14 protein-coding genes are annotated in these 20,220 nt (G+C 65.7%); 13 read left to right on the top strand and 1 reads right to left on the bottom strand.

What is annotated here, in order from left to right; translation table 11 throughout:
* Nucleotides 1-137 precede the first annotated feature (137 nt).
* The 13 genes from AC5P7R_RS22010 (at nt 138) to AC5P7R_RS21950 (ending at nt 18,695) form a co-directional block, all read left to right on the top strand.
* Entirely contained in the window at nt 138-524 is a 387-nt protein-coding gene (locus AC5P7R_RS22010) for a RidA family protein (protein ID WP_005410875.1), read from the top strand.
* Between the two features lie 7 nt (nt 525-531).
* Entirely contained in the window at nt 532-2,643 is a 2,112-nt protein-coding gene (recG, locus tag AC5P7R_RS22005; protein ID WP_099559967.1) for an ATP-dependent DNA helicase RecG, read from the top strand.
* A gap of 336 nt (nt 2,644-2,979) precedes the next feature.
* A complete protein-coding gene (locus AC5P7R_RS22000; protein ID WP_021203710.1) occupies nt 2,980-3,918 on the top strand; it encodes a nucleoside hydrolase in 939 nt (312 codons plus the stop codon).
* 88 nt (nt 3,919-4,006) lie between these two features.
* On the top strand, nt 4,007-4,249 hold the full coding sequence (locus AC5P7R_RS21995; RefSeq protein WP_005410871.1) for a type B 50S ribosomal protein L31: 243 nt from the start codon (nt 4,007-4,009) through the stop codon (nt 4,247-4,249).
* Between the two features lie 296 nt (nt 4,250-4,545).
* Nucleotides 4,546-5,823 (top strand): citrate synthase, encoded by a 1,278-nt coding sequence (locus AC5P7R_RS21990; protein ID WP_049453347.1) that lies wholly within the window; start codon nt 4,546-4,548, stop codon nt 5,821-5,823.
* A gap of 292 nt (nt 5,824-6,115) precedes the next feature.
* Nucleotides 6,116-7,180 (top strand): hypothetical protein, encoded by a 1,065-nt coding sequence (locus AC5P7R_RS21985; RefSeq protein WP_227854031.1) that lies wholly within the window; start codon nt 6,116-6,118, stop codon nt 7,178-7,180.
* A 350-nt stretch (nt 7,181-7,530) separates the two neighbouring features.
* On the top strand, nt 7,531-7,893 hold the full coding sequence (locus AC5P7R_RS21980; RefSeq protein ID WP_021203707.1) for a NirD/YgiW/YdeI family stress tolerance protein: 363 nt from the start codon (nt 7,531-7,533) through the stop codon (nt 7,891-7,893).
* Between the two features lie 358 nt (nt 7,894-8,251).
* Nucleotides 8,252-8,761 carry a CS1 type fimbrial major subunit gene (locus tag AC5P7R_RS21975; RefSeq protein ID WP_021203706.1) on the top strand — a complete coding sequence of 170 codons (510 nt, stop codon included), beginning with the start codon at nt 8,252-8,254 and terminating at the stop codon, nt 8,759-8,761.
* Between the two features lie 50 nt (nt 8,762-8,811).
* Nucleotides 8,812-11,538 carry a TcfC E-set like domain-containing protein gene (locus tag AC5P7R_RS21970; protein ID WP_495214183.1) on the top strand — a complete coding sequence of 909 codons (2,727 nt, stop codon included), beginning with the start codon at nt 8,812-8,814 and terminating at the stop codon, nt 11,536-11,538.
* A complete protein-coding gene (locus AC5P7R_RS21965; protein ID WP_227854029.1) occupies nt 11,535-12,680 on the top strand; it encodes a CblD like pilus biogenesis initiator family protein in 1,146 nt (381 codons plus the stop codon). Before AC5P7R_RS21970 ends, AC5P7R_RS21965 begins: the two co-directional genes overlap by 4 nt.
* A 16-nt stretch (nt 12,681-12,696) precedes the next feature.
* On the top strand, nt 12,697-13,404 hold the full coding sequence (locus tag AC5P7R_RS21960; protein ID WP_109814415.1) for a pilus assembly protein: 708 nt from the start codon (nt 12,697-12,699) through the stop codon (nt 13,402-13,404).
* Nucleotides 13,405-13,472: 68 nt separating this feature from the next.
* The gene (locus tag AC5P7R_RS21955) at nt 13,473-17,882 is read left to right on the top strand and encodes an ESPR-type extended signal peptide-containing protein (protein WP_227854028.1); all 4,410 of its coding nucleotides are present in this window, start codon (nt 13,473-13,475) and stop codon (nt 17,880-17,882) included.
* A 69-nt stretch (nt 17,883-17,951) separates the two neighbouring features.
* A complete protein-coding gene (locus AC5P7R_RS21950; RefSeq protein ID WP_109814413.1) occupies nt 17,952-18,695 on the top strand; it encodes a hypothetical protein in 744 nt (247 codons plus the stop codon).
* 597 nt (nt 18,696-19,292) lie between these two features.
* Here AC5P7R_RS21950 and AC5P7R_RS21945 read toward each other — a convergent pair.
* Nucleotides 19,293-19,937: a hypothetical protein gene (locus tag AC5P7R_RS21945; protein ID WP_021203700.1), complete on the bottom strand. Its 645-nt coding sequence runs from the start codon at nt 19,935-19,937 to the stop codon at nt 19,293-19,295.
* Between the last annotated feature and the right edge of the window lie 283 nt (nt 19,938-20,220).

The raw sequence follows: 20,220 nt of genomic DNA, 5'->3' as shown, positions 1-20,220 counted from the left end.
CGAGCATGGGCTCGGCTCTACAGAGAGCGCACGGGGTCAGAGCCGTTTCCCGCCAGGAGACGGATCCGACCCCAGCCGACATCGCCCCCACCCGGTACAATCACCGCTCTGTTTTCCCCCAAGCACCGGAGCGACCCATGTCCCGCCAGATCATCAACACCGAAAAGGCCCCCGCCGCCATCGGCCCGTACTCGCAGGCCGTGCGCGCCGGCAACACCGTGTACTTCTCCGGCCAGATCCCGCTCGACCCGGCCACCGGCGACATCGTCGGCGCCGGTGACGTCGAAGCACAGGCCCGCCGCGCCTTCGACAACCTCAAGGCCGTGGCCGAAGCCGCCGGCGGCTCGCTGGACAAGGTCGTGCGCCTGGGCCTGTACCTGACCGACCTGGGCGAGTTCGCCAAGGTCAACGCGGTAATGCAGGACTACTTCCAGGCCCCGTACCCGGCCCGTTCCACCATCGAAGTCTCCGGCCTGCCGAAGGGCGCCAACTTCGAGGTCGACGCGGTGATGGTCATCGACTGACCGCCACGTGGCACGCAAGGCGGCGGTCACCCCGGTCCTGTCACCGTCCGGCGAAGCATCCCTGGCGATGCTCGCGGGCGTCGGTCCGGCCGTGGCCGCCAAACTGCAGGCGCGTGGCCTGGCCACCCTGCAGGATCTCTGGCTTCATCTGCCGCTGCGCTATGAAGACCGAACCCGGCTGACCCGCATCGAAGACCTGCGCAACGGCGTGCCGGCGCAGGTGGAAGGGCGGGTGGTCGCGGTCGAGCGCGGCATGCGCTACCGGCCGATGCTGAAAGTAGCGGTGGAAGACGAAGGGCAGGGCACCCTGGTGCTGCGCTTCTTCCATTTCCGCCAGCAGCAGGTCGGCCAGTTCGCGGTCGGCAACCGGCTGCGCTGCTTCGGCACGCCCAAGCCGGGCCACCTCGGCCTGGAAATCGTCCATCCCAGCTACCAGGTGCTGGGCCGCAACGACGATCCCGAACTCGGCGACCGCCTCGACCCGGTGTATCCCACCGTCGAAGGCGTGGGCCCGATGACGATGCGCAAGCTGATCGGCCAGGCGCTGGACCGCCTGCCGGAGGAAAGCACGCTGGAACTGCTGCCCAGCGGCTGGCTCGATGGCCTCGGCCTGCCGTCGCTGCGCAGCGCGCTGCTGACCGTGCACCGGCCGCCGCCCGATGCCGACCTGGCCGCGCTGGCGGCCGGCACTCATCCAGCGCAGCGTCGCCTGGCAATGGAAGAGCTGCTGGCCCACCACCTCAGCCTGCGTCGCCAGCGTATCGCGCTGCAGGCGCACCATGCACCGCCGCTGGCCGGCCCCGGCAAGCTGGCCAAGGCGCTGCTGAAGCAGCTGCCGTTCGCGCTCACCGGCGCGCAGGCGCGGGTGTTCAAGCAGATCCGCGAGGACCTCGCGCGCCCCAGCCCGATGCTGCGGCTGGTGCAGGGCGATGTCGGCTCCGGCAAGACCGTGGTCGCCGCATTGGCGGCGATGCTGGCGGTGGAGCAGGGCAAACAGGTTGCGCTGGCAGCACCGACTGAGCTGCTGGCCGAGCAACACCTCAACAACCTGCGCGGTTGGTTGGAACCGCTCGGCGTGCGCATCGCCTGGCTGGCCGGCAAGGTCACCGGCAAGGCGCGCGCCAAGGTGATGGAGCAGGTCGCCAGCGGCGAAGCGCAGGTGGTGGTGGGTACCCACGCGCTGATGCAGGAGGCGGTGGTGTTCCAGGATCTGGCACTGGCCATCGTCGACGAGCAGCATCGCTTCGGCGTGCATCAGCGACTGGCGCTGCGTGACAAGGGCGCGGGAGGCAACAGCGTGCCGCACCAGCTGGTGATGACCGCAACACCGATTCCGCGCACGCTGGCGATGTCCGAATACGCGGACCTGGATGTCTCGGCCATCGACGAACTGCCACCGGGCCGCACGCCGGTGCAGACCGTCGCACTGAACAATGACCGTCGCCCGGAGCTGATCGAGCGCATTGCGCTGGCCTGCCAGGAAGGGCGGCAGGTGTATTGGGTGTGCACGCTCATCGAGGAAAGCGAAGAGCTGGATGCAACCCCCGCGCAGGCCACTTACGAATCACTGCAGGCACTGCTGCCCGGCGTACGCGTCGGGCTGGTGCATGGCCGCCTGAAAGCCGCCGAAAAGCTGGCGACGATGGTGGCGTTCAAGGCGGGCGACATCGACCTGCTGGTGGCCACCACCGTGATCGAAGTGGGCGTGGACGTACCGAACGCCTCGTTGATGGTGATCGAGAACGCCGAACGCCTCGGCCTGGCCCAGCTGCACCAGCTGCGCGGCCGTGTTGGCCGCGGTTCGGCGGTGTCGCGCTGCGTGCTGTTGTACCAGGCACCGCTCTCGCAGATGGCACGCGAGCGCCTGCAGACCATGCGCGAAACCAACGATGGTTTCGTCATCGCCGAAAAAGATCTGGAGCTGCGTGGCCCCGGCGAACTGCTGGGTACGCGGCAGACCGGCCTGGCCGGCTTCCGCATCGCGGATCTGGCCCGCGACGCCGGCCTGCTGCCCGGCGTGCACGACCTGGCCGAGCGCTTGCTGGACCAGCAACCCGCGCTGGCCGACCGCGTGGTGCAGCGCTGGATCGGCACCGCCGTGCGTTACGCCTCGGCGTAAGTGCCGGGGGCGGATCCCTTTGCACAGCAAAGGGCTCTAACCCCATTTCGGGGACGCACATCCACGCACGGCGTGGATCCACTGTAGAGCCGAGCCCACGCTCGGCTGCTGTGGGCGCTGCGCGCGGGAGTTGAGCATGGCCCGACTCTACAGAGAGCTCTTCCCCGCTATCCGCGGGAAACCCGCTTTTGACGTTGCTGTTGAAGTTGCCGGCCAGCGGCCGGCACTACCGCTTCGGCGGGTGCAGGGCGCAGCCCTGCCAGAACCCCAACACCCCGTACTTGCAACGGTCATCATCCCGGTCCACACTTCGTTGCCGATCTGAAGACGGCAACGATGACCCACAAGATCCCGCTGTTGATCGACACCGACCCCGGTGTGGACGACGCCCTGGCCCTGCTGATGGCCTTCGCCGATGAACGGCACGACGTGGTCGCCCTGACCATCGCCGCCGGCAATGTCGGCCTCGAGTACACCGTTCGCAACGCCCTCAAGCTCTGCGACATCGTCGGCCGCGCCGACGTGCCGGTGTTTGCCGGCAGCCCGGATCCGCTGCTGCATCCCTCCGTCGACGCTGCCCACGTGCATGGCCGTGACGGCTACGGCGACGTGGACCTGCCGCCGCCCAGCCGCCAGGCCGAAGCCGAGCACGCCGCACTGGCCATCCTGCGCCTGTCGCACGAGCACGCCGGCGAACTGATGCTGGTTATGCTGGGCCCGCTGACCAATCTGGCCCTGGCACTGAAGCTGGACCCGACCCTGCCCGAGCGCATCAAGCGCATCGTGGTGATGGGCGGCGCGGTCACCTGCCACGGCAACATCACCCCGGCGGCCGAATTCAACATTGCGTTCGACCCGGAAGCGGCGCACGTGGTGTTCACCTCGTTCAAGCACCTGCTGGTGTCGGACTGGGAGGCCACCGTCGCCCATGGCCTGCCGCTGCAGGACGCCGAGAAGTGGCTGCAGGCCGATTCCGATCGCGCCCGCTTCTACGAGTTGATCTCGCGCAAGACCCGGGGCCTGTCCGAAGACAGCAAGGGCGGCCGCTGGTACACCGCCGATGCGGTGGCCATGGCCTGGGCGCTGAACCCCGAAGGGCAGCTGCGGGTCGAGTCGCGCCCGCTGAACGTGGAGCTGAACGGCACGTTCAGCCGCGGCGCCACCATCGTCGACTGGAACCGCCAGACCGGCCAGCCGGACAACTGCGATCTGCTGATGGCCTACGACCAGCAGCGTTTCGAGGCCCTGGTGCGCCAAGCCCTGGGCGCGGACTGACGTCCGTGGCCCGGCACCGGTTGCCCCGGGCGGCAACCGGTGCTTATAATGCCGCTCTTGACCACCAGCCCATTTACGGTGTGAGCCCATGAAGGCCGATATCCATCCGAACTACCGCGACGTCGTCTTCCATGACGTCACCTCCGATTTCAAGATCCTGACCCGCTCCACCATGGCGACGAAGGAAACCATCCAGTGGGAAGACGGCAACGAATACCCGCTGGTCAAGGTTGAAATTTCCTCGGCTTCGCACCCGTTCTACACGGGCAAGCACAAGGTCATCGACACCTCGGGCCGTATCGACAAGTTCCAGAAGCGCTACGCGCGCTGATCTGTCGATCCAGCTTCGAACCAACGGCCGCGCTCTGCGCGGCCGTTTGTTTTTCCCCAACGCCAACCCAACGGGCGTTTGGATGGACGGAACACTGCGTTCGTGTGACAAGGCTTTTGCCGATCCGGGCCGCTCAACGGCCGGCGTCTGGCTGCCTGTCGTATACGACTTCTGTCTAGCGCCGGGCAAATGCTGCTGTGCGATAATGACCTGATCCCCGGCACAGGCCGAGGACGTCATTCACGTGCCTGACCAATGCGCTTGGGCAGGCGCCTTCCCATGAAGGAGCGCACACAGTGTCCGATCTTGATCAGGTCACGCTCAACGCCGGCGACAAGTCGGTCGTTCTGCCCGTCATCAAACCCACCCTTGGCAACGACTGCGTCGACATCGCGAAGCTGACCAAGGAAACGGGGTATTTCACCTACGATTCCGGCTTCACCGCGACGGCCAGCTGCAAGTCCGCCATCACCTACATCGACGGCGACAAGGGCGTGCTGCTGTACCGCGGCTACCCGATCGAACAGCTGTCGGAAAAGTCGAGCTACGTCGAAGTGGCCTACCTGCTGATCAACGGCGAGCGCCCGAGCGCCGAGCAGCTGAAGGCCTTCACCGATGAGCTGACCGCCGAAGCCAACGTCGATGAGTCGATCAACACCCTGATCGGCAGCTTCGCCAAGGATGCCCACCCGATGGCCATCCTGGCCGCTGCGATCGCGCAGCTGTCGGCCATCTATCACGACTCGCTGGACCTGTCCGACGCCGAACAGCGCCGCCAGGCCGCCGTGCGCCTGATCGCCAAGGTGCCGACCCTGTCGGCGCTGATCTACCGCCACGGCAAGGGCCTGCCGGCCAACAAGCCGGACACCTCCCTGGACTACGTCAGCCGTTTCCTGAAGCAGACCTTCGAGTCGGCTGACGGCCAGTACGATCTGAACCCGGACGTGGTCAAGGCGCTGGACCTGCTGTTCATCCTGCACGCCGACCACGAGCAGAACGCCTCGACCTCGACCGTGCGCCTGGTCGGTTCGACCGGTGCCAACCCGTACGCGTCGGTCGCTGCGGGCGTCACCGCGCTGTGGGGTCCGGCCCACGGCGGTGCCAACGAAGCCGTGCTGAAGATGCTGGAAGAAATCGGCACTGCCGACAACGTCGAGTCTGCCGTGGTCAAGGCCAAGGACAAGACCTCCGGCTTCCGCCTGATGGGCTTCGGCCACCGCGTCTACAAGAACTTCGACCCGCGCGCCAAGGTCATCGGCGAGATGACCAGCAAGGTGCTCAAGCAGCTGGGCGTGCAGGATCCGCTGCTGGACGTGGCCGTGAAGCTGGAGCAGGCCGCGCTGCAGGACGAGTACTTCGTCGCCCGCAAGCTGTACCCGAACGTCGATTTCTACAGCGGCATCATCTACAAGGCGCTGCAGATCCCGACCGAGATGTTCACCGTCATGTTCGCCCTGGGCCGTACCTCCGGCTGGGTGTCGCATTGGCTGGAACAGCAGGTCGACCCGGAAATGAAGATCGGCCGTCCGCGCCAGGTCTACACCGGCAGCGACGTGCGCGACTATCAGGGCTGATCGCCCGCGTAGGTTGTGCCGAGAACGCCCCGCATCCGCGGGGCGTTTTTTTTTGCGCGGACTTGGTAGGTGCGGACCGTTGGTCCGCACGATTTCGGCGCCTGCGAAAAATCATCCACGCATGGCGTGGATCTACCACCGCATCCGCCTTCGGTAGGTGCCAACCTTGGTTGGCACGCGCTTCACCGCGCCAAGACCGCGTGATTCAAGGGTCTCACCAGCTTCACAAGCGCTCGCGCAGCCTCAGGACGCCAGCTGCATCCGCAGCACCTGAAATGGAGCGTCCATCCCGATGAGTACCCGATTCGACCCACCCGAGCGCGGCCCGCTTGGTCCCGACGTCGCCACTGTCGTCACCGCCCCTATCGTCACCCCTCCCAGCGAAAGCGCCGTGTCCTGGGGCGCGATCTTCGCCGGTGCCGCCGCTGCCGCTGCGCTCTCCCTCATCCTGCTGATCCTGGGCGTTGGCCTCGGCCTGTCGTCGGTGTCGCCGTGGTCGTTCGAAGGCGTCAGCAAGGAAACCTTCGGCTGGTCCAGCATCATCTGGCTCACCTTCACCGCATTGGCCGCGTCCGGCCTGGGTGGCTATCTGGCCGGCCGCCTGCGCACCAAGTGGACGCAGATCCATGGCGATGAAACCTACTTCCGCGACACCGCACACGGCTTCGTATCGTGGGCGGTGGCCACGCTGCTGACTGCGGGCCTGCTCACCTCCACCATCGGTGGCGTGCTGGGCGCCGGTGCAAAGGTGGCGGGCGCCACCGCAGGCGCTGCCGCATCCACGGCCGGTGTTGCCGCTGCGGGCGCCGGCAGCGCTGCCGCCGCGGCTCCGGAAGGCGACCTCAACTACTGGGTCGATTCGCTGTTCCGCAGCACCACCAGCGCAGGGCCGTCTGATCCTGCAGTGCCGCCGCCGGGTGCACCGATGGATCCGAATGCCCCACCGCCGCCGGCCGCAAGCGTCGGCCCACGCGACGCGCGCATGGGCCCGCCGCCGCGCCCTATGCCGGGCAACGGCCTGATGGGCGACCGCCGCGAAGTCCGTGCCGAAGTGAACCGCATCATCGTCAACAGCCTGCAGGGCGATGGCCTGGATCCGGCCGACACCCAGTACCTGTCGCAGCTGATCGCGCGCGAAACCGGCATGAGCCAGGCCGAAGCGCAGGCCCGTGTGACCGATGTGCAGACGCGCATGCGTGCCGCGCTGGAGAAGGCGAAGAGCACCGCCAAGCAGGCAGCCGACGATGCCCGCAAGGCAGCAGCGTATGCCGCGCTGTGGCTGTTCATCACCTTGCTGATCGGCGCGTTCTTCGCCAGCCTCAGCGCCACCTGGGGCGGCCGCCGCCGCGACCTGTAACCCGCCTACCGTGCAAGGAGACCTGCCATGAAAATGATTCTGCTCTGGCTGTTGGGCGTGCCGATTCCGCTGCTGATCCTGTACGCGATCTTCTTCTGATCGGGCGCCAACGCGATGTCTCATCAGGCCGCCGAAAGGCGGCCTGATATCTGTAGAGTCGACCCATGCTCGACTCCCGTGCGCAGCGCGGACAGCAGCCGCGCCCGGGCGCGGTTCCACAGGGACTCGCTTCAGGATCTGAATGCATTCTGACAATGGATGTCGCGTTCACATCTTTTCGGATCTATTGCATGGGCATCACACGGAGGGCGATAGAACCTGAGGGTACTCATCCCTTCGCGGAGAACACCATGAACCGATTGCTTGCCATCGCCCTCATCGCCACGCCGCTTGCCCTGCTGAGCCCGCAGGCCTTTGCGCAGTACACCGGACCAGGCGCGGGAACGGCTGCCAGCACCGTCGCCGACGCACGCGCGCAGCGCGATGACCATCCGGTGGTGCTGCGTGGCACCCTCATCTCCAAGATCGGGGACGAACGCTACCAGTTCCGTGATGCCAGCGGCCAGATCGAAGTCGAGATCGATGACGAAGACCTGCCGCCGCAGGCCATTGGCGCCGACACCGTGGTCGAGCTGCGTGGCAAGGTCGACACGCATCGATTCAAGCCGACCGACATCGATGTCGATCACGTCACCGTGGTGCCCGCAGGTTGAAGCGAACGGCAGCCGCGCATGGGCCCGGCGCCACAGTAGATCCACGCCATGCGTGGATGACGTCAAAACGACCGGAAAAGCTGTCTGTAGAGTCGAGCCATGCTCGACTCTACAAATGCGAAGCAATGAGGTTTATTGCATTCAAGCAGTGAGGGGAATTGCATAGCCCTCAAACATTGAACACCTTCAAGAATTCTCCTTAACGTTCCACGTTTTAGGAATGCTTGAATAGTCTGCATGGCAATGGATTCCTAACATTCTCTCCGTCGCCCGCAACCACCTCTGCGGGCGGCGCCTCCCTCCCTTTCTCCTTAGGGGAGGGGGGCTTTCATATTCCCCCTGTCCGAGAGAGACACCCATGCACGCCATTATCAAGAAGGCCGCGCTCGCTGCAGCGCTGGCCACTGCTTCGCTGTCCGCGCACGCCGTGGAAACCAAGATCTCCGTCTACGCCGACGTCGACCCGACCCTGGCGCTGCTGCGCGACGACGGCACGCCGCTGCCGGACATGGTCACCCTCACCCACGACCCGCTGCGCGGCCTGATTCCGAACACGCAGCGCGTGCGCATCCACTCCAACGATGAAACCGCGGATATCGAAGCCCGCATCGATGGCAGCTTCTTCCTGGCCAACGAGACCGGCGCCGTGACCGTGCCGATGACCATCAGCCTGAACAACCGCGCGCTGGGTGCAGCCGCCATCGAGTACAAGGCAACTGACCTGTTCAACGGTGCGGGCTCGACCCCGGGCGCCTCGATCTCGATGCCGCTGACCATCGCACAGACCACGCCGGCGCCGATCCTCACCAAGGGCGCGTACAGCGGCCTGGTCAACGTCGTGCTGAACCAGAAGGCGGCTACGCCGTAATCCCCCGCGCCGGCCCGCATCCCGGGCCGGCCGCTTGCAGCGGTGCCCCCATGACCCTACACGCCCCCGCCGTCACCCGGCTGGCGGTCGCGCTCGCCCTGGCGTTGTCCACTCCGCTGGCGGCCGCGCGCGGCGTCCCGCCCGGTTTTGAAGATCTGGTCGAAGGCCAGACCGAACAACTCGACATCCAGCTGTTCGGCCGCTCGGCCGGGCTGTCGCCGGTGCGCGTGACCCTGGAGCACGTGCAGCTGGAAGATCCCGCGCGCGTGCTGCAGGCACTGGACCTGCCTGCCGAGGCGCAGGCCGCCCTGCTGCCTGCGCTGTCGCAGCCGCTGCCGCGCAACAGCCACCTGGCCTGCCGCTTCGGTGGTGCCAGTGCCGGCTGCGGCTACATCGATCCGCCGGAAGCTCCCGACGAGGTGCGCGCGCTGTATGACGAAGGCGAGGGCGCGGTGCGCTTGTTCGTGGCGCGCCAGTGGATTCCCGGCAAGCCTGCCGCCGAGCGTTTCCATACGGTCACCGCCAATGCCGAGAACGCGTTCCTGCATCAGCAGACGCTCAACCTCAGTGGTGGCCGTGACTACCAGTCGCTGTCGGCACGCGGCGTCGGCACGCTGGGCCTGTTCGATCGCGGCCACCTGTCGGCCGAGTGGTACTACAACCAGCAGCGCTATCGCAGCCACAGCGACGACGATTTCCAGTTCGACAACGTCTATTACCGCCACGACCTGGGGCCGGCGCACTACCTGCAGGCCGGGCGCATGGACCGCCGCAACCTGTCCAGCCCGCAGGGCGGCACTTTCAGCTTCAGCATGCTGCCGCTGGACCGCTTCCAGGGCGCACGCCTGGGTACCACCCAGGCCTATGTGGACACCGACGCGGCGGTGCAGGCCAGCCCGCTGACCGTGCTGCTGGCGCGCGATGCGCGGGTGGACGTGTTCGATGGCGAGCGCCTGCTGCAGACCTTCTACCTGCAGGCCGGCATCAACCAGATCGACACCCGCAATTTCCCGTTCGGCAACTACCTGGTGCGCATGCGCATCTACGAGGACGGTGTGCTGGTGCGCACCGAGGAGGCGCCCTTCGACAAGGGCGGCGACTGGACCAACAGCCAGTGGCAATGGTTCGTGCAGGGTGGCCACCGCAACGAACGCCGCAGCGATGCTTTCGATGGCGAGCGCATCGCGATGGCCGGCGTGCGCGTGCCGCTGGGCCGCGACGCGGCCATGACCGCCGGTGCCCCCACGTTCGGCGGGCACCGCTACGGCGAGCTGCGCCTGGACCTGCGCCGGGTGATGGCCACGCAGGAAGTACGCGCCACCTTCAGCGGCATGCGCGGCAGCGACGGCAGCAACGGGCAGCAGCACCAGCTGTCGTACCGGCGCACGGCGTCGTGGAATCTCTACCAGCAGCGCATGCGTGGCAAGGCCTGCCAGTTCGAGGCCGAGGCGCGCGACCAGCTGGGCTGCACCAACGCGCTCAGTGGTTCGATGTCGCTGCCGCTGGCGGGCGGCAATGTTTACGTGGGCTACACCCGGCGCCAGACCTGGCGCACCGGCTGGCACCGGCCAGAGTTCGAGCAGGATCCGTTGTTCGGGCTTGAGCCGCTGTTGCCGCCGGGGCCGTTGGAACCGCGCCGCGAGCCGCTGCTCAGCCGCACCTGGCAGGCCAGCTTCAGCCGCAGCCATCGCTGGCAGGATTTCAGCGTCTCCACGCGCGTGGGTGTGTGGCGGCAGCACAGCACCGACAGCGTGCGTGGCAGTACCGAGCGCGACCGTGGCATCTACGTCAACCTCAGCCTGAGCCGTCGGCACCGCAGCGCTGCCGGTGATGGGCAGCGCCGCTATGCCGTGGATGTGCGCCAGCCGCAGCATCAGCGCCCGGCGATCGACTACAGCGTTGGCCAGAGCCTGCGCCAGGAACTGGATACACAGTATCGCGAGCTGTCGGGCGAGCTGCGCGCCAACAACAACGAGCGCTACAGCGCTTCACTGGGTGGCCAGCTGCAGAATGGCGTCGGCCACACCAGCGCCAGCGTGGCGCGCTACCAGCAGCGTGGCCGCAGCGAAACCGGCTACAGCGGCGCACACAGTTCCGGCTTCGCGCTCGGCCGTCGCGGTTTCTACTGGAGCGGTGCCAACGGCGCCGATGCCGGCCTTGCCGTGCAGGTGGCCGATACCGATGACGCCGACCTGCGCGGCGTGGCCGCCGAACTGCAGGTGGGCGGGCTGCGCAGGCAACGCCTGCAGATCGGCGAGCGCCGGCTGCTGCCGCTGCCGGCCTATCAATCGCAACGTGCCGAAGTGCAGGACGCCAGCACGCTGGACAGCGTCGCCGCCATCCGCGTGACCGGCGTGGGCGGGGCACGGCCGATGTTCCTGACGCCCGGCAAGCTGATGCGCATGCCGGTGCCGATCGAAGTGACCTACACCTTCATCGGCCATGCCCGTGACCTGGCCGGTGCGCCGCTGGGCGGCGCCCGCATTCTCAACGCGCCGGTGCCCGGCACCAGCGCCAACGGCGGCTTCGTCGCCGATTTCCCGCGTCGCGAAACGACGCTGTACCTGCTGCAGGACGACCGCCTGCTGCACTGCCCGCTGCAGGTGCGCGAGCGCCGCCAGGTGGTGCTGCTGGTCGGTGCCGTGCACTGCGAGCCGCTGGCCGTGGCCCAGCTGCCGGCCGAGATCCGCCAGCAGGCCCGCGTGACCCGGCTGCTGCAGGAACGCGCGTTGATCGCCGCCACGCCCCGGACCGCTGCTGTAGGAGGTACGCCATGAACCGGCGTTGGATGTTCGTGTTGATGCTGGTGTGTGCGCTGGCGCTGGTGATGCCGCGGGCGTGGGCGCAGTGGCCGCCGGAAACGCATCCGGCCGACCAGAGCCGGGACATCGTGATGAGCTGGGATCGCTCGGCGGTACCCGGTGATGTGGAGTTGTGGGCGCCGCGGACGGTGTTGGGATTCAGTCACGACCTGGCGCTGAAGTATGGGCAGATCCATGTGGTTTGTGAGTCTGCTTCAGATAGTGAATTCGGTCGGTGCCCGACGGAGGGTGCGCCGCTCATCTCGGGGGGGGAAACAAAGATTGCGTTGCGTCTCGTTGATCTGAGGACTGGTCTGCGTACGGATATCAGTGCTGTGGGAAGTCTGCGGCGGGTTATGTCGGGCATCCGCTGTAGTTTCGACTACTGGGACGGCGAGCAGCGCACGCTGAATGCAGCATTCTGGTACGAATGTGGTCTAGGAAGCGGGGCAGATAAGCCGATTGGAACTGGCGTCCAGTTGATCCTGCCTCAACGCGAAATCTCGCGGCTCGTCGCAGGCCACTGGAAGGCCACGATGCGCCTGAACATCAAGGCCGATCCCGCCGCAGCACCCGTCGCCACAGCCACCTTCAACTTCGATTTCACCGTCACCGACTACGACGCGATCTCGATCTACTTCCCGACCTTCGACACCGTCGCGCCGCTGGTCAATCTCGATCTGCGCTACGACCCCATCCAGAAGGTGGTGGGTGGCAGGAAACAGCTGGATATGTGCCTGTACGACGGCCTGGGTTCGCAGAGCGAATACCTCGACGTCACGGTTCGCGACAGCGGTCCACGCCCACCTGCAGGGTCGGACTTCTCGCTCTGGCACCGCGATGGCGGCAGCGATGCCAGCCAGCGCCTGGACTACCGCGTCCACCTGGACTACGGCGGCCACCGCCTGGCGATGAAGCACAACGTCAAGCAGCAGCTGCGCGGCATCGACAGCGCACAGCTGCGGCTGGTGATGCTGCCGGGCATCAGCCAGCCGGTGTACTGCGTGCCGACGCCGCTGACCCTGGAAACACCGCCCACCCCGATCGCCAGCCAGCGCCCCGGCCTGTACGAGGGCGAGCTGACCGTGGTGCTCGACGTCCCCACCGCCAAACCCTGATCCCGAGGAGCCTGCCATGAAGAAGCTGCTGTTCTGCCTGCTGCCGGTGAGCGCCCTGCTTGCACTGCCGGCATACGCCAATCTATCCATCCACCCGATGCGCGCAGCGGTGGATGCCAAGCGCGGCACCCATATCCGTGTGTACTCGCAGTCGACCATTCCGCAGTACGTGCAGACCCGCCTGCGGCGCATCGTCAATCCTGCCACGCCTGCCGAAGAAGAACAGGAGATGGAAGCCTCGGATGCGGCGATTGCCATCACCCCCGGCAAGTTCGCACTTTCCGGCGGCGGCAACCGGCTGATCCGGGTGATTCCGCTGCAGCAGGTCCAGAAGGAAACGGCCTACCGCCTCTACTTCGAAGGCGTGCGCGGGCCGGATGACGCTCCCCTCGAAGACGGCGAAGGCGCACAGGCAAACATCGGCGTCAGCCTGGTCTGGGGGGCGCTGGTCAACGTCACCCCCGACGACGGTGTGGTGGACCTGCGCCTCCAGGACAACACGCTGCACAACACCGGCACGCTGCGCGTGGGAATCATCGGTGCCGAGGAGTGCACGGCCGCGGGCACCTGCACGCCACACCCCGTGTCGCACAGCCTCTATCCCGATGCCGCACTGACGCTGCCGTTCCAGCTTCAGCCGGGCAACTCGCTGCAACTGCGTTACCGGCTCACCCGCGATGGCTATCGCGAACACGTGCGGACGATCGCGCCGACAACGACTTGAGCCCGCACTTTGCCCGCCCCGTGCCCGGCACGGGGCCTCACTTTCCTTGTCCTGTTAAGGAGAAACACATGAATCGAATCTATCGTCGTATCTGGAATCACGCCAAAGGCTGCTGGGACGTAGCCAGCGAACTGGCCAAGCCCTGTGGGAAGAGAGCGTCAGGAACTCATGGAATCTGCAGTTTGCCGGTGCTGTTGCTTGCTGCGTTGGGCGCGGATGCAGCCGCGAAGGAGCGACGGATCCCGGGTTGCGATCCTTTCAATGTAGGAAATGGAACGATCATCAACTGCATCCCGATGTCGGGGCATTTTGATGACACAAAATTCTCTCCTGTTGCACTGGCAGGGGGCTGGAATACCCTGACCTTCGGTGCGGGCTCCGTGGTCAATGGCGATAACACTGCCGCATTCGGTGTTGGCGCCAGTATCAACGGTCAGAACAGCGCTGCCTTTGGATTCAAGGCAAGCACCTATGCCGTGGATAGCGTGTCGGTAGGCTACAACGCCAGGACCTCCGCTGATGGTGGCCACAACGTGGCCGTTGGTGCCAATGCCTATGCCGCCTACATTGGTGCCACTGCCTTGGGGAACAAAGCAGAGGCCAGGGCACAAAATGCCATCGCACTCGGCAGCGGCTCGTCGTCGCGTGGCGTGGATGCCCTTGCGCTCGGTGCCAACTCCAGCACTTCGGCTGCGGGTTCGATGGCGGTTGGTGCAAAGGCGTCTGCCAGCCGTACAAATGCCATCGCCCTGGGGTTGAGTTCCGTGGCGCAGCAGGAGGACGCAGTTGCCCTGGGCGCGAGCACGATCGCAAACGGTGCCGGTGGGGTGGCGCTTGGTGCCAAGGCAATGGTCGACACCGGTGCAGGCACGGGGGGGGTCGCCATCGGTGGCGGTGCCCGTGCGGGAAGCCTGGGCTACACCGGTGCCATCGCCATCGGCGGCGATACGCGCGCGTACATCGACGGCGTCGCGCTGGGCTATGCGGCGTCTGCTTCCGCGCAGGGCGCCGTGGCCCTGGGTGTCCGCTCGGTGGCCACGGAAGCCAATACGGTGTCGGTAGGCAGCGCCTCGGTGCGCCGTCGCATCGTGAACGTGGCCGATGGTAGTGTCACCGCCTCCAGCACCGATGCGGTCACCGGCAAGCAGCTGCATGCCATGAATGAGCGGGTTGATGGCCTGATCAAGCAGGATTCCGCAAGCGGCGTCGTACGCATCGCCAACAGCAATACCGGTACGGAAGTCAGCATGCGCAATGCGGTGCTGGCCACGCGCAAGGTAAGTGGCGTTTCCGACGGCGCGCTGACGACGACCAGCACCGAAGCCGTGAACGGACGCCAGCTCAACACGACCAATGGCAATGTCACCAGGGCGCAAACCGCTGCGGATGCGGCCAAGGCTGATGCCAGCAAGGCGCTGGCCCAGGTCACCACGGTGACCGGCCTGATCGGCCAGACTTCGTCCACCAGCAGTGTCCGCCTGGGCGAGAAGAACAGCGGTACCTCGCTGGATGTCCGCAACAGTGCCAATGCCAACCGCAAGGTGACCGGTGTGGCCGATGCCACGCTGAGCACCTCCAGCGCGGAAGCGGTGACCGGCAGGCAGTTGAACACGACCAATGAGAATGTTGCCAAGGCACAGACCGCTGCGGGAGAGGCCAAATCTGATGCGAGCAAGGCGCTGACTCAGGTGGTGACGCTGGGCGGCCTGGTGGGGCAGGTGTCGGCAACCGGTAATGTCCGCTTGGGTGAGAAGAACAGCGGAACGGTGTTGGATGTGCGCAATAGCGCCAATGCGAACCGGAAACTGACCGGCGTGGCCGAAGGCGTGGTCAGCGACAGCAGCTTTGAGGCCGTCAACGGCAGGCAGCTCAATGCCACCAATGACAAGGTGGCGGCGGTGGAGAGTGTTGCCAGAACTGCGGGCACAGAGGCGGCGGCGGCAAAGACGGATGCAGCCAAGGCGTTGGTCGAGACCGCAGCGCTTGGCGGGCTGGTGGCACAAGTGTCTACGACTGGCAATGTGCGTCTGGGTGAGAAGAACGGCGGTACAACGTTGGACGTGCGCAACAGCGCCAATGCCAACCGGAGGATCAGTGGTGTGGCGGATGGATTGTTGAACGCCAGCAGCGCTGAAGCTGTGTCTGGGAGACAGCTTTATTCAACAAATTCGCGGATCTCTGAGCTGGAGGAGGTCGCAAAGTTTGTGAGTATCGGATCAGCACCCATCAGTGAACGCGCAGAAGCGGGTGTTGCAGGCGTTGCGATCGGGAACTCTGCAAAGACTTGGCTGGAGGGAGGAACTGCAGTGGGTACGCTTGCGGAGGCCATGGGAAAGAACTCCACCGCAATTGGTAGAGGGGCAGCTGTCTCGGTGGATTCCGAGAACGGATTCGCATTGGGGACCGGTGCACAGGTCGGCGGACACGCGGGCGGTGCAAGTGGAGGTGTCGCGATTGGTGCTGGAGCAAGAGTTGAAAGTGGGGCGCGCGGCTCGCTAGCACTCGGCAATAGCTCCCAAGCAGATGAAGATGGAGTTGCGTCGTTTGGGAATTCAGGCATGCAGCGCCGCCTGGTAAACGTCGCCCGAGGCACCGTCGACCACAACGCTTCCACCGTCTCTCAGCTCAAGGACTCCCTCGCTACCCTTGGCGGCGGGGCAGGCATGGACGCCAGCGGAAATATCATCGCCCCAACCTACTTGGTGCAGGGCGGAACGCGGAGCACGGTCGAAGACGCACTAATGGCGCTTGATGGCGCCGTCATCACTGCAGGTCGTCGCGCGGGCAAGGTGGAAGATCAGCTCAGCTCGATTTTCCAGGACTCGCCGTCGGCCCGTACCGATGGCATGAACCAGATCGCGCTCAGTGGCGCGAACGGCATGGTGCTGACCAACTTGGCTGACGGTCGGGTAGCGCCAGGAAGCCGTGATGCCGTGAACGGCAGCCAGTTGTACGCCGCAGAGCAGAAGATCTCGCAGAATCGGAATGATCTGGAGGCGATGCGCAAGGAGCGGGAGATGGGGCAGCAGGCGATGCGTGGATTGGATGCAAATGGCCCAATCGACTTCGGCGGTGTGCGTTTGACTGGTGTGGCCGAGGCGAAGTTGTCGGCTGACAGCTCGGATGTTGTACGCGGCAGCCAGCTCTATGCAACGAATGAGGAGCTACAGAAGCTATCTTCCGCGTCGCGATTTGTTGCTGTCGGTGATCAAGGGCCCGGGAAGGCAGCGAAGGCAGGGGCAGTCGGGGTTGCGATTGGTGACTCCGCTCAGGCTTCTTTGCAAAGTGAAGGGGCCGTTGCCATTGGAAGCTTCGCGAGGGCCGACGGAAAGAACTCAGTGGCGCTCGGTAGAGCAGCTTACGTTGATGCTACGGCTGAGCATGGCTTTGCTGTCGGCGTCTATTCCTCTGTCCATGAAGCAAACGGTATTGCAATCGGTGTTGGCAGTACGGTCGAGCAGGGGGCAAGCTCTAGCGTAGCTATTGGCGTCCACTCAGTTGCGGATGAAGCAGGAACCGTTTCATTCGGCAATATCGAGATGAAGCGCCGTCTCACCAACATCGCCAGCGGCACCGCCAACCACAATGCCGCCACCGTCGGCCAGCTGCGCGGTGCGCTGTCCGCGCTCGGCGGTGAAGTCGATGCCAACGGCAACATCGTCGGCCCCAGCTTCACCGTGCAGGGCCAGTCCCAGTCCACGCTCAATGGTGCGCTTGAGGCGCTCGACGGTGCAGTAGTCAGCAACCGCTCGAGGGTGAACCAGGTCGAGTCGCAGCTGCGCAGCGTGTTCCAGGACACGCCCTCCGTCCGCGCCGACGGTCTCAACCAGCTCACCCTGGCCGGAACCCACGGCATGGTCATTTCCAACGTGGCCAATGGCCTGATCGCCGCCGGCAGCCGCGATGCGGTCAATGGTGGTCAGCTGCATTCGATGCAGCAGCAGCTCAACGGCCGCATGGACGGGCTGGAGCAGCGCATCGATGCGCCGCAGCCGCAGGCAATGGCGGTGGCTTCAGTGCCCGAACCGGAAGCGCCGGTGCCGCAGGCCGAAGGCGGCCAGCAGGTGGCGTCGGCAGGCGAGGGTGAGAAGCCCACGCCGCAGCCGAAGACGAAGAAGGAGGACACCCCGAAGCCGCAGGTCGATACCGCTGAACTGGAGAAGATGCTGGCCCGCGCCAACGAGTATACCGATGGCGCGATCAGCAACTTCGAGCGTCGCCTGGACAAGATGGACAAGCGCTTCAACCGCATGGCGGCGATGAGCAGCGCGCAGACCGCGATGGCGATGAACACCGCCGGCCTGGCCACCTACAACCGCCTGGGTGCGGGCGTGGGATACAGCGAGGGTGAGTCGGCGATGGCGGTGGGCTACCAGCGTGTGCTCAACGAGAAGGGCTCGGCCACCTTCAGCCTCAATGGCGCGTTCACCAACAGCGGTGAACGCAGCATGGGCGTCGGCGTGGGCATCGGCTGGTAAGCCATGCGGCCCCGGCGTGGTGCGCGTAATGAACCCCGTCGCGCCGGGGTCCTTGCCGAGGAGAAGGCAATGTACAGATGGGTAAGTGGAATCGTCAGCTATCGCACGTTCTATATCTGGCGGGCGCGCTTTCGCTACTACACCCGGAACCTGGACCTGTGGACGCTGATGAGCGGGCTATGCATCGCCGGTCTGCTGCTGGTGCTGTGGTATCTGTGGCAGATGCTGGGCGTGCCGCCGCCGCGCGTGCGTCCTCAGGCAGCGGCGCTGCGGATCGAGGGCGTCACCAGCGAGGCGATCCATCGCATCGTGCTGGTGCGCCACGCGGGCCGCACGCCGGGTGCACCGTTCACCACGCCGGAGGAGGTAAGGGCGAGCACGTTGCGCACGATGCGGGTGCGGCAGGTGATGGACAGCGAAGTGGTGTGGCGGCTGAAAGCCGACATGCTGGCGGACATCGCCGACTACATCACCGCCACGGGTGGGTGCGTCCCGTACGACTGCCGACGGATTCGCGCTCGATTGGAGGATGTGCGCAGGGCGGGTGTTGAGAATGCGCAGATCAACACAGCACTGTTGACGATCCTGGAGGTGTCGCTGGACCAGATGCCGTCGTTGGAGGCGGTCGAGCATGAGCGGGTGAAGAGTGGGTGGTCGGATGGGTTCAACGACATCTATGATCAGATCTGGTTGCTGCGGGGCCTGCAGGTCATGCATGCACAGATGATGCGGGAGTATCCGCAGCGAGCCGCCGCGCCGTGGTTGCCGCGGTTGCTCAGCGACCCGCTGCGCGATACCCGTTTTGTCTGGTAGTGGGAGCATGATGGGCATCATCTGCCAGCGCAGGTAGCGCAGCTTTTGTAGAGTCGAGCCGTGCTCCACTGCTCTCCGGCCAGCAATCGAAATGCCTGAAGCACAGTGCGGACCAACGGTCCGCACCTACCGAACACGGGTGCAACGCTCCCGTAGAGTCGAGCCGTGCTCCACTGCTCTCCGGCCAGCAATCGAAATGCCTGAAGCACAGTGCGGACCAACGGTCCGCACCTACCGAACACGGGTGCAGCGCTTCTGTAGAGTCGAGCCGTGCTCCACTGCTCTCCGGCCAGCAATCGAAATGCCTGAAGCACAGTGCGGACCAACGGTCCGCACCTACCGAACACGGGTGCAGCGCTTCTGTAGAGTCGAGCCGTGCTCGACTGCTCTCCGGCCAGCAATCGAAATGCCTGAAGCACAGTGCGGGCCAACGGTCCGCACCTACCGAACACGGGTGCAGAGCTTCTGTAGAGTCGAGCCGTGCTCGACTGCTCTCCGGCCAGCAATCGAAATGCCTGAAGCACGGTGCGGACCAACGGTCCGCACCCATCACTGGCAGGTACCGCTGCGCTTGCCGGCCATGGGCCGGCGCTACCGTCATCCGCCGATGTACGCGCTGATCTCCGCTTCGGCCAGCACCTGCCGCAACTGCGCCACGGACGCACGTCGCATCGGCTTCTCATCCACCGGTGACAGTGGGGCCTGGCGCAGGGCGTCGTACGGCAGCACGGCCAGGTCGAAGGTCAGCTCCTCGGCACTGAACACCCACACCGGCACGTCCAGGCAGCGTTCGCGGTCCATGCGCAGGCGGCGCGTCCGCGATTCGGCGGGAATGCCGTGCTCCTCCAGGAAGCGGTGCACGGCTTCCGGGTCGTCGCTGTGCAGGTGCAGCTGCACGGGACTGTTGGCGTCGGCGGTGCCCTCCAACACTGGGCCAGCCAGGCGCGGGGAGAAGCCGTGCAGGAACTCCAGCGCACGCATGGCAGCCTCACGGCGGCGCTGCAGTTCGCTGCCGTGCTGGGGGCCAGCGAACAGCCGCTGGTATTCGCGCAGGGCGTCTTCGATCTCGGTGTTGCGGGGCAGGGAGGCATCGTCGTGGATGCCGAGCCGGCTGGCGGCCTTCAACTTGGCCTGGTGGTAGTCGCGGATGCCGCCTTCGGCCATCAGGCGGGCGGCTTCGTGGGCGAGGCGGTGACGCCGCTCGCGGGTCTGGCTGGCAGCATGCTGACGGGCGCGATGCATGCGATGACTCCCTGTTGCGACCTGGCTACAGAGTAGCGCACGGATGTGACATCCGCGTGGGTATTTCACGGAGGCGAGCAAGCGGGTGCCGTTGATCCTGTAGAGCCGAGCCCATGCTCGGCTGCTCTACCGCCGGCGCATGGAGCCGAGCATGGGCTTGTATGTTCCTCCCGGCTCCTACGCGGTATGTAGGAGCCAGGGTGGAGGGACCGTCAACATGATATCTGCGGATAGCAGCCGACAGACGAGCCGAGCGATCCCCATCCCGCACCTTAACGTCGAT

The sequence above is a fragment of the Stenotrophomonas sp. YJH_SMC_27 genome (assembly GCF_059369815.1).
Note: the sequence above shows the minus strand (reverse complement) of the source record. Positions and strands in the feature narration are given on the sequence as shown.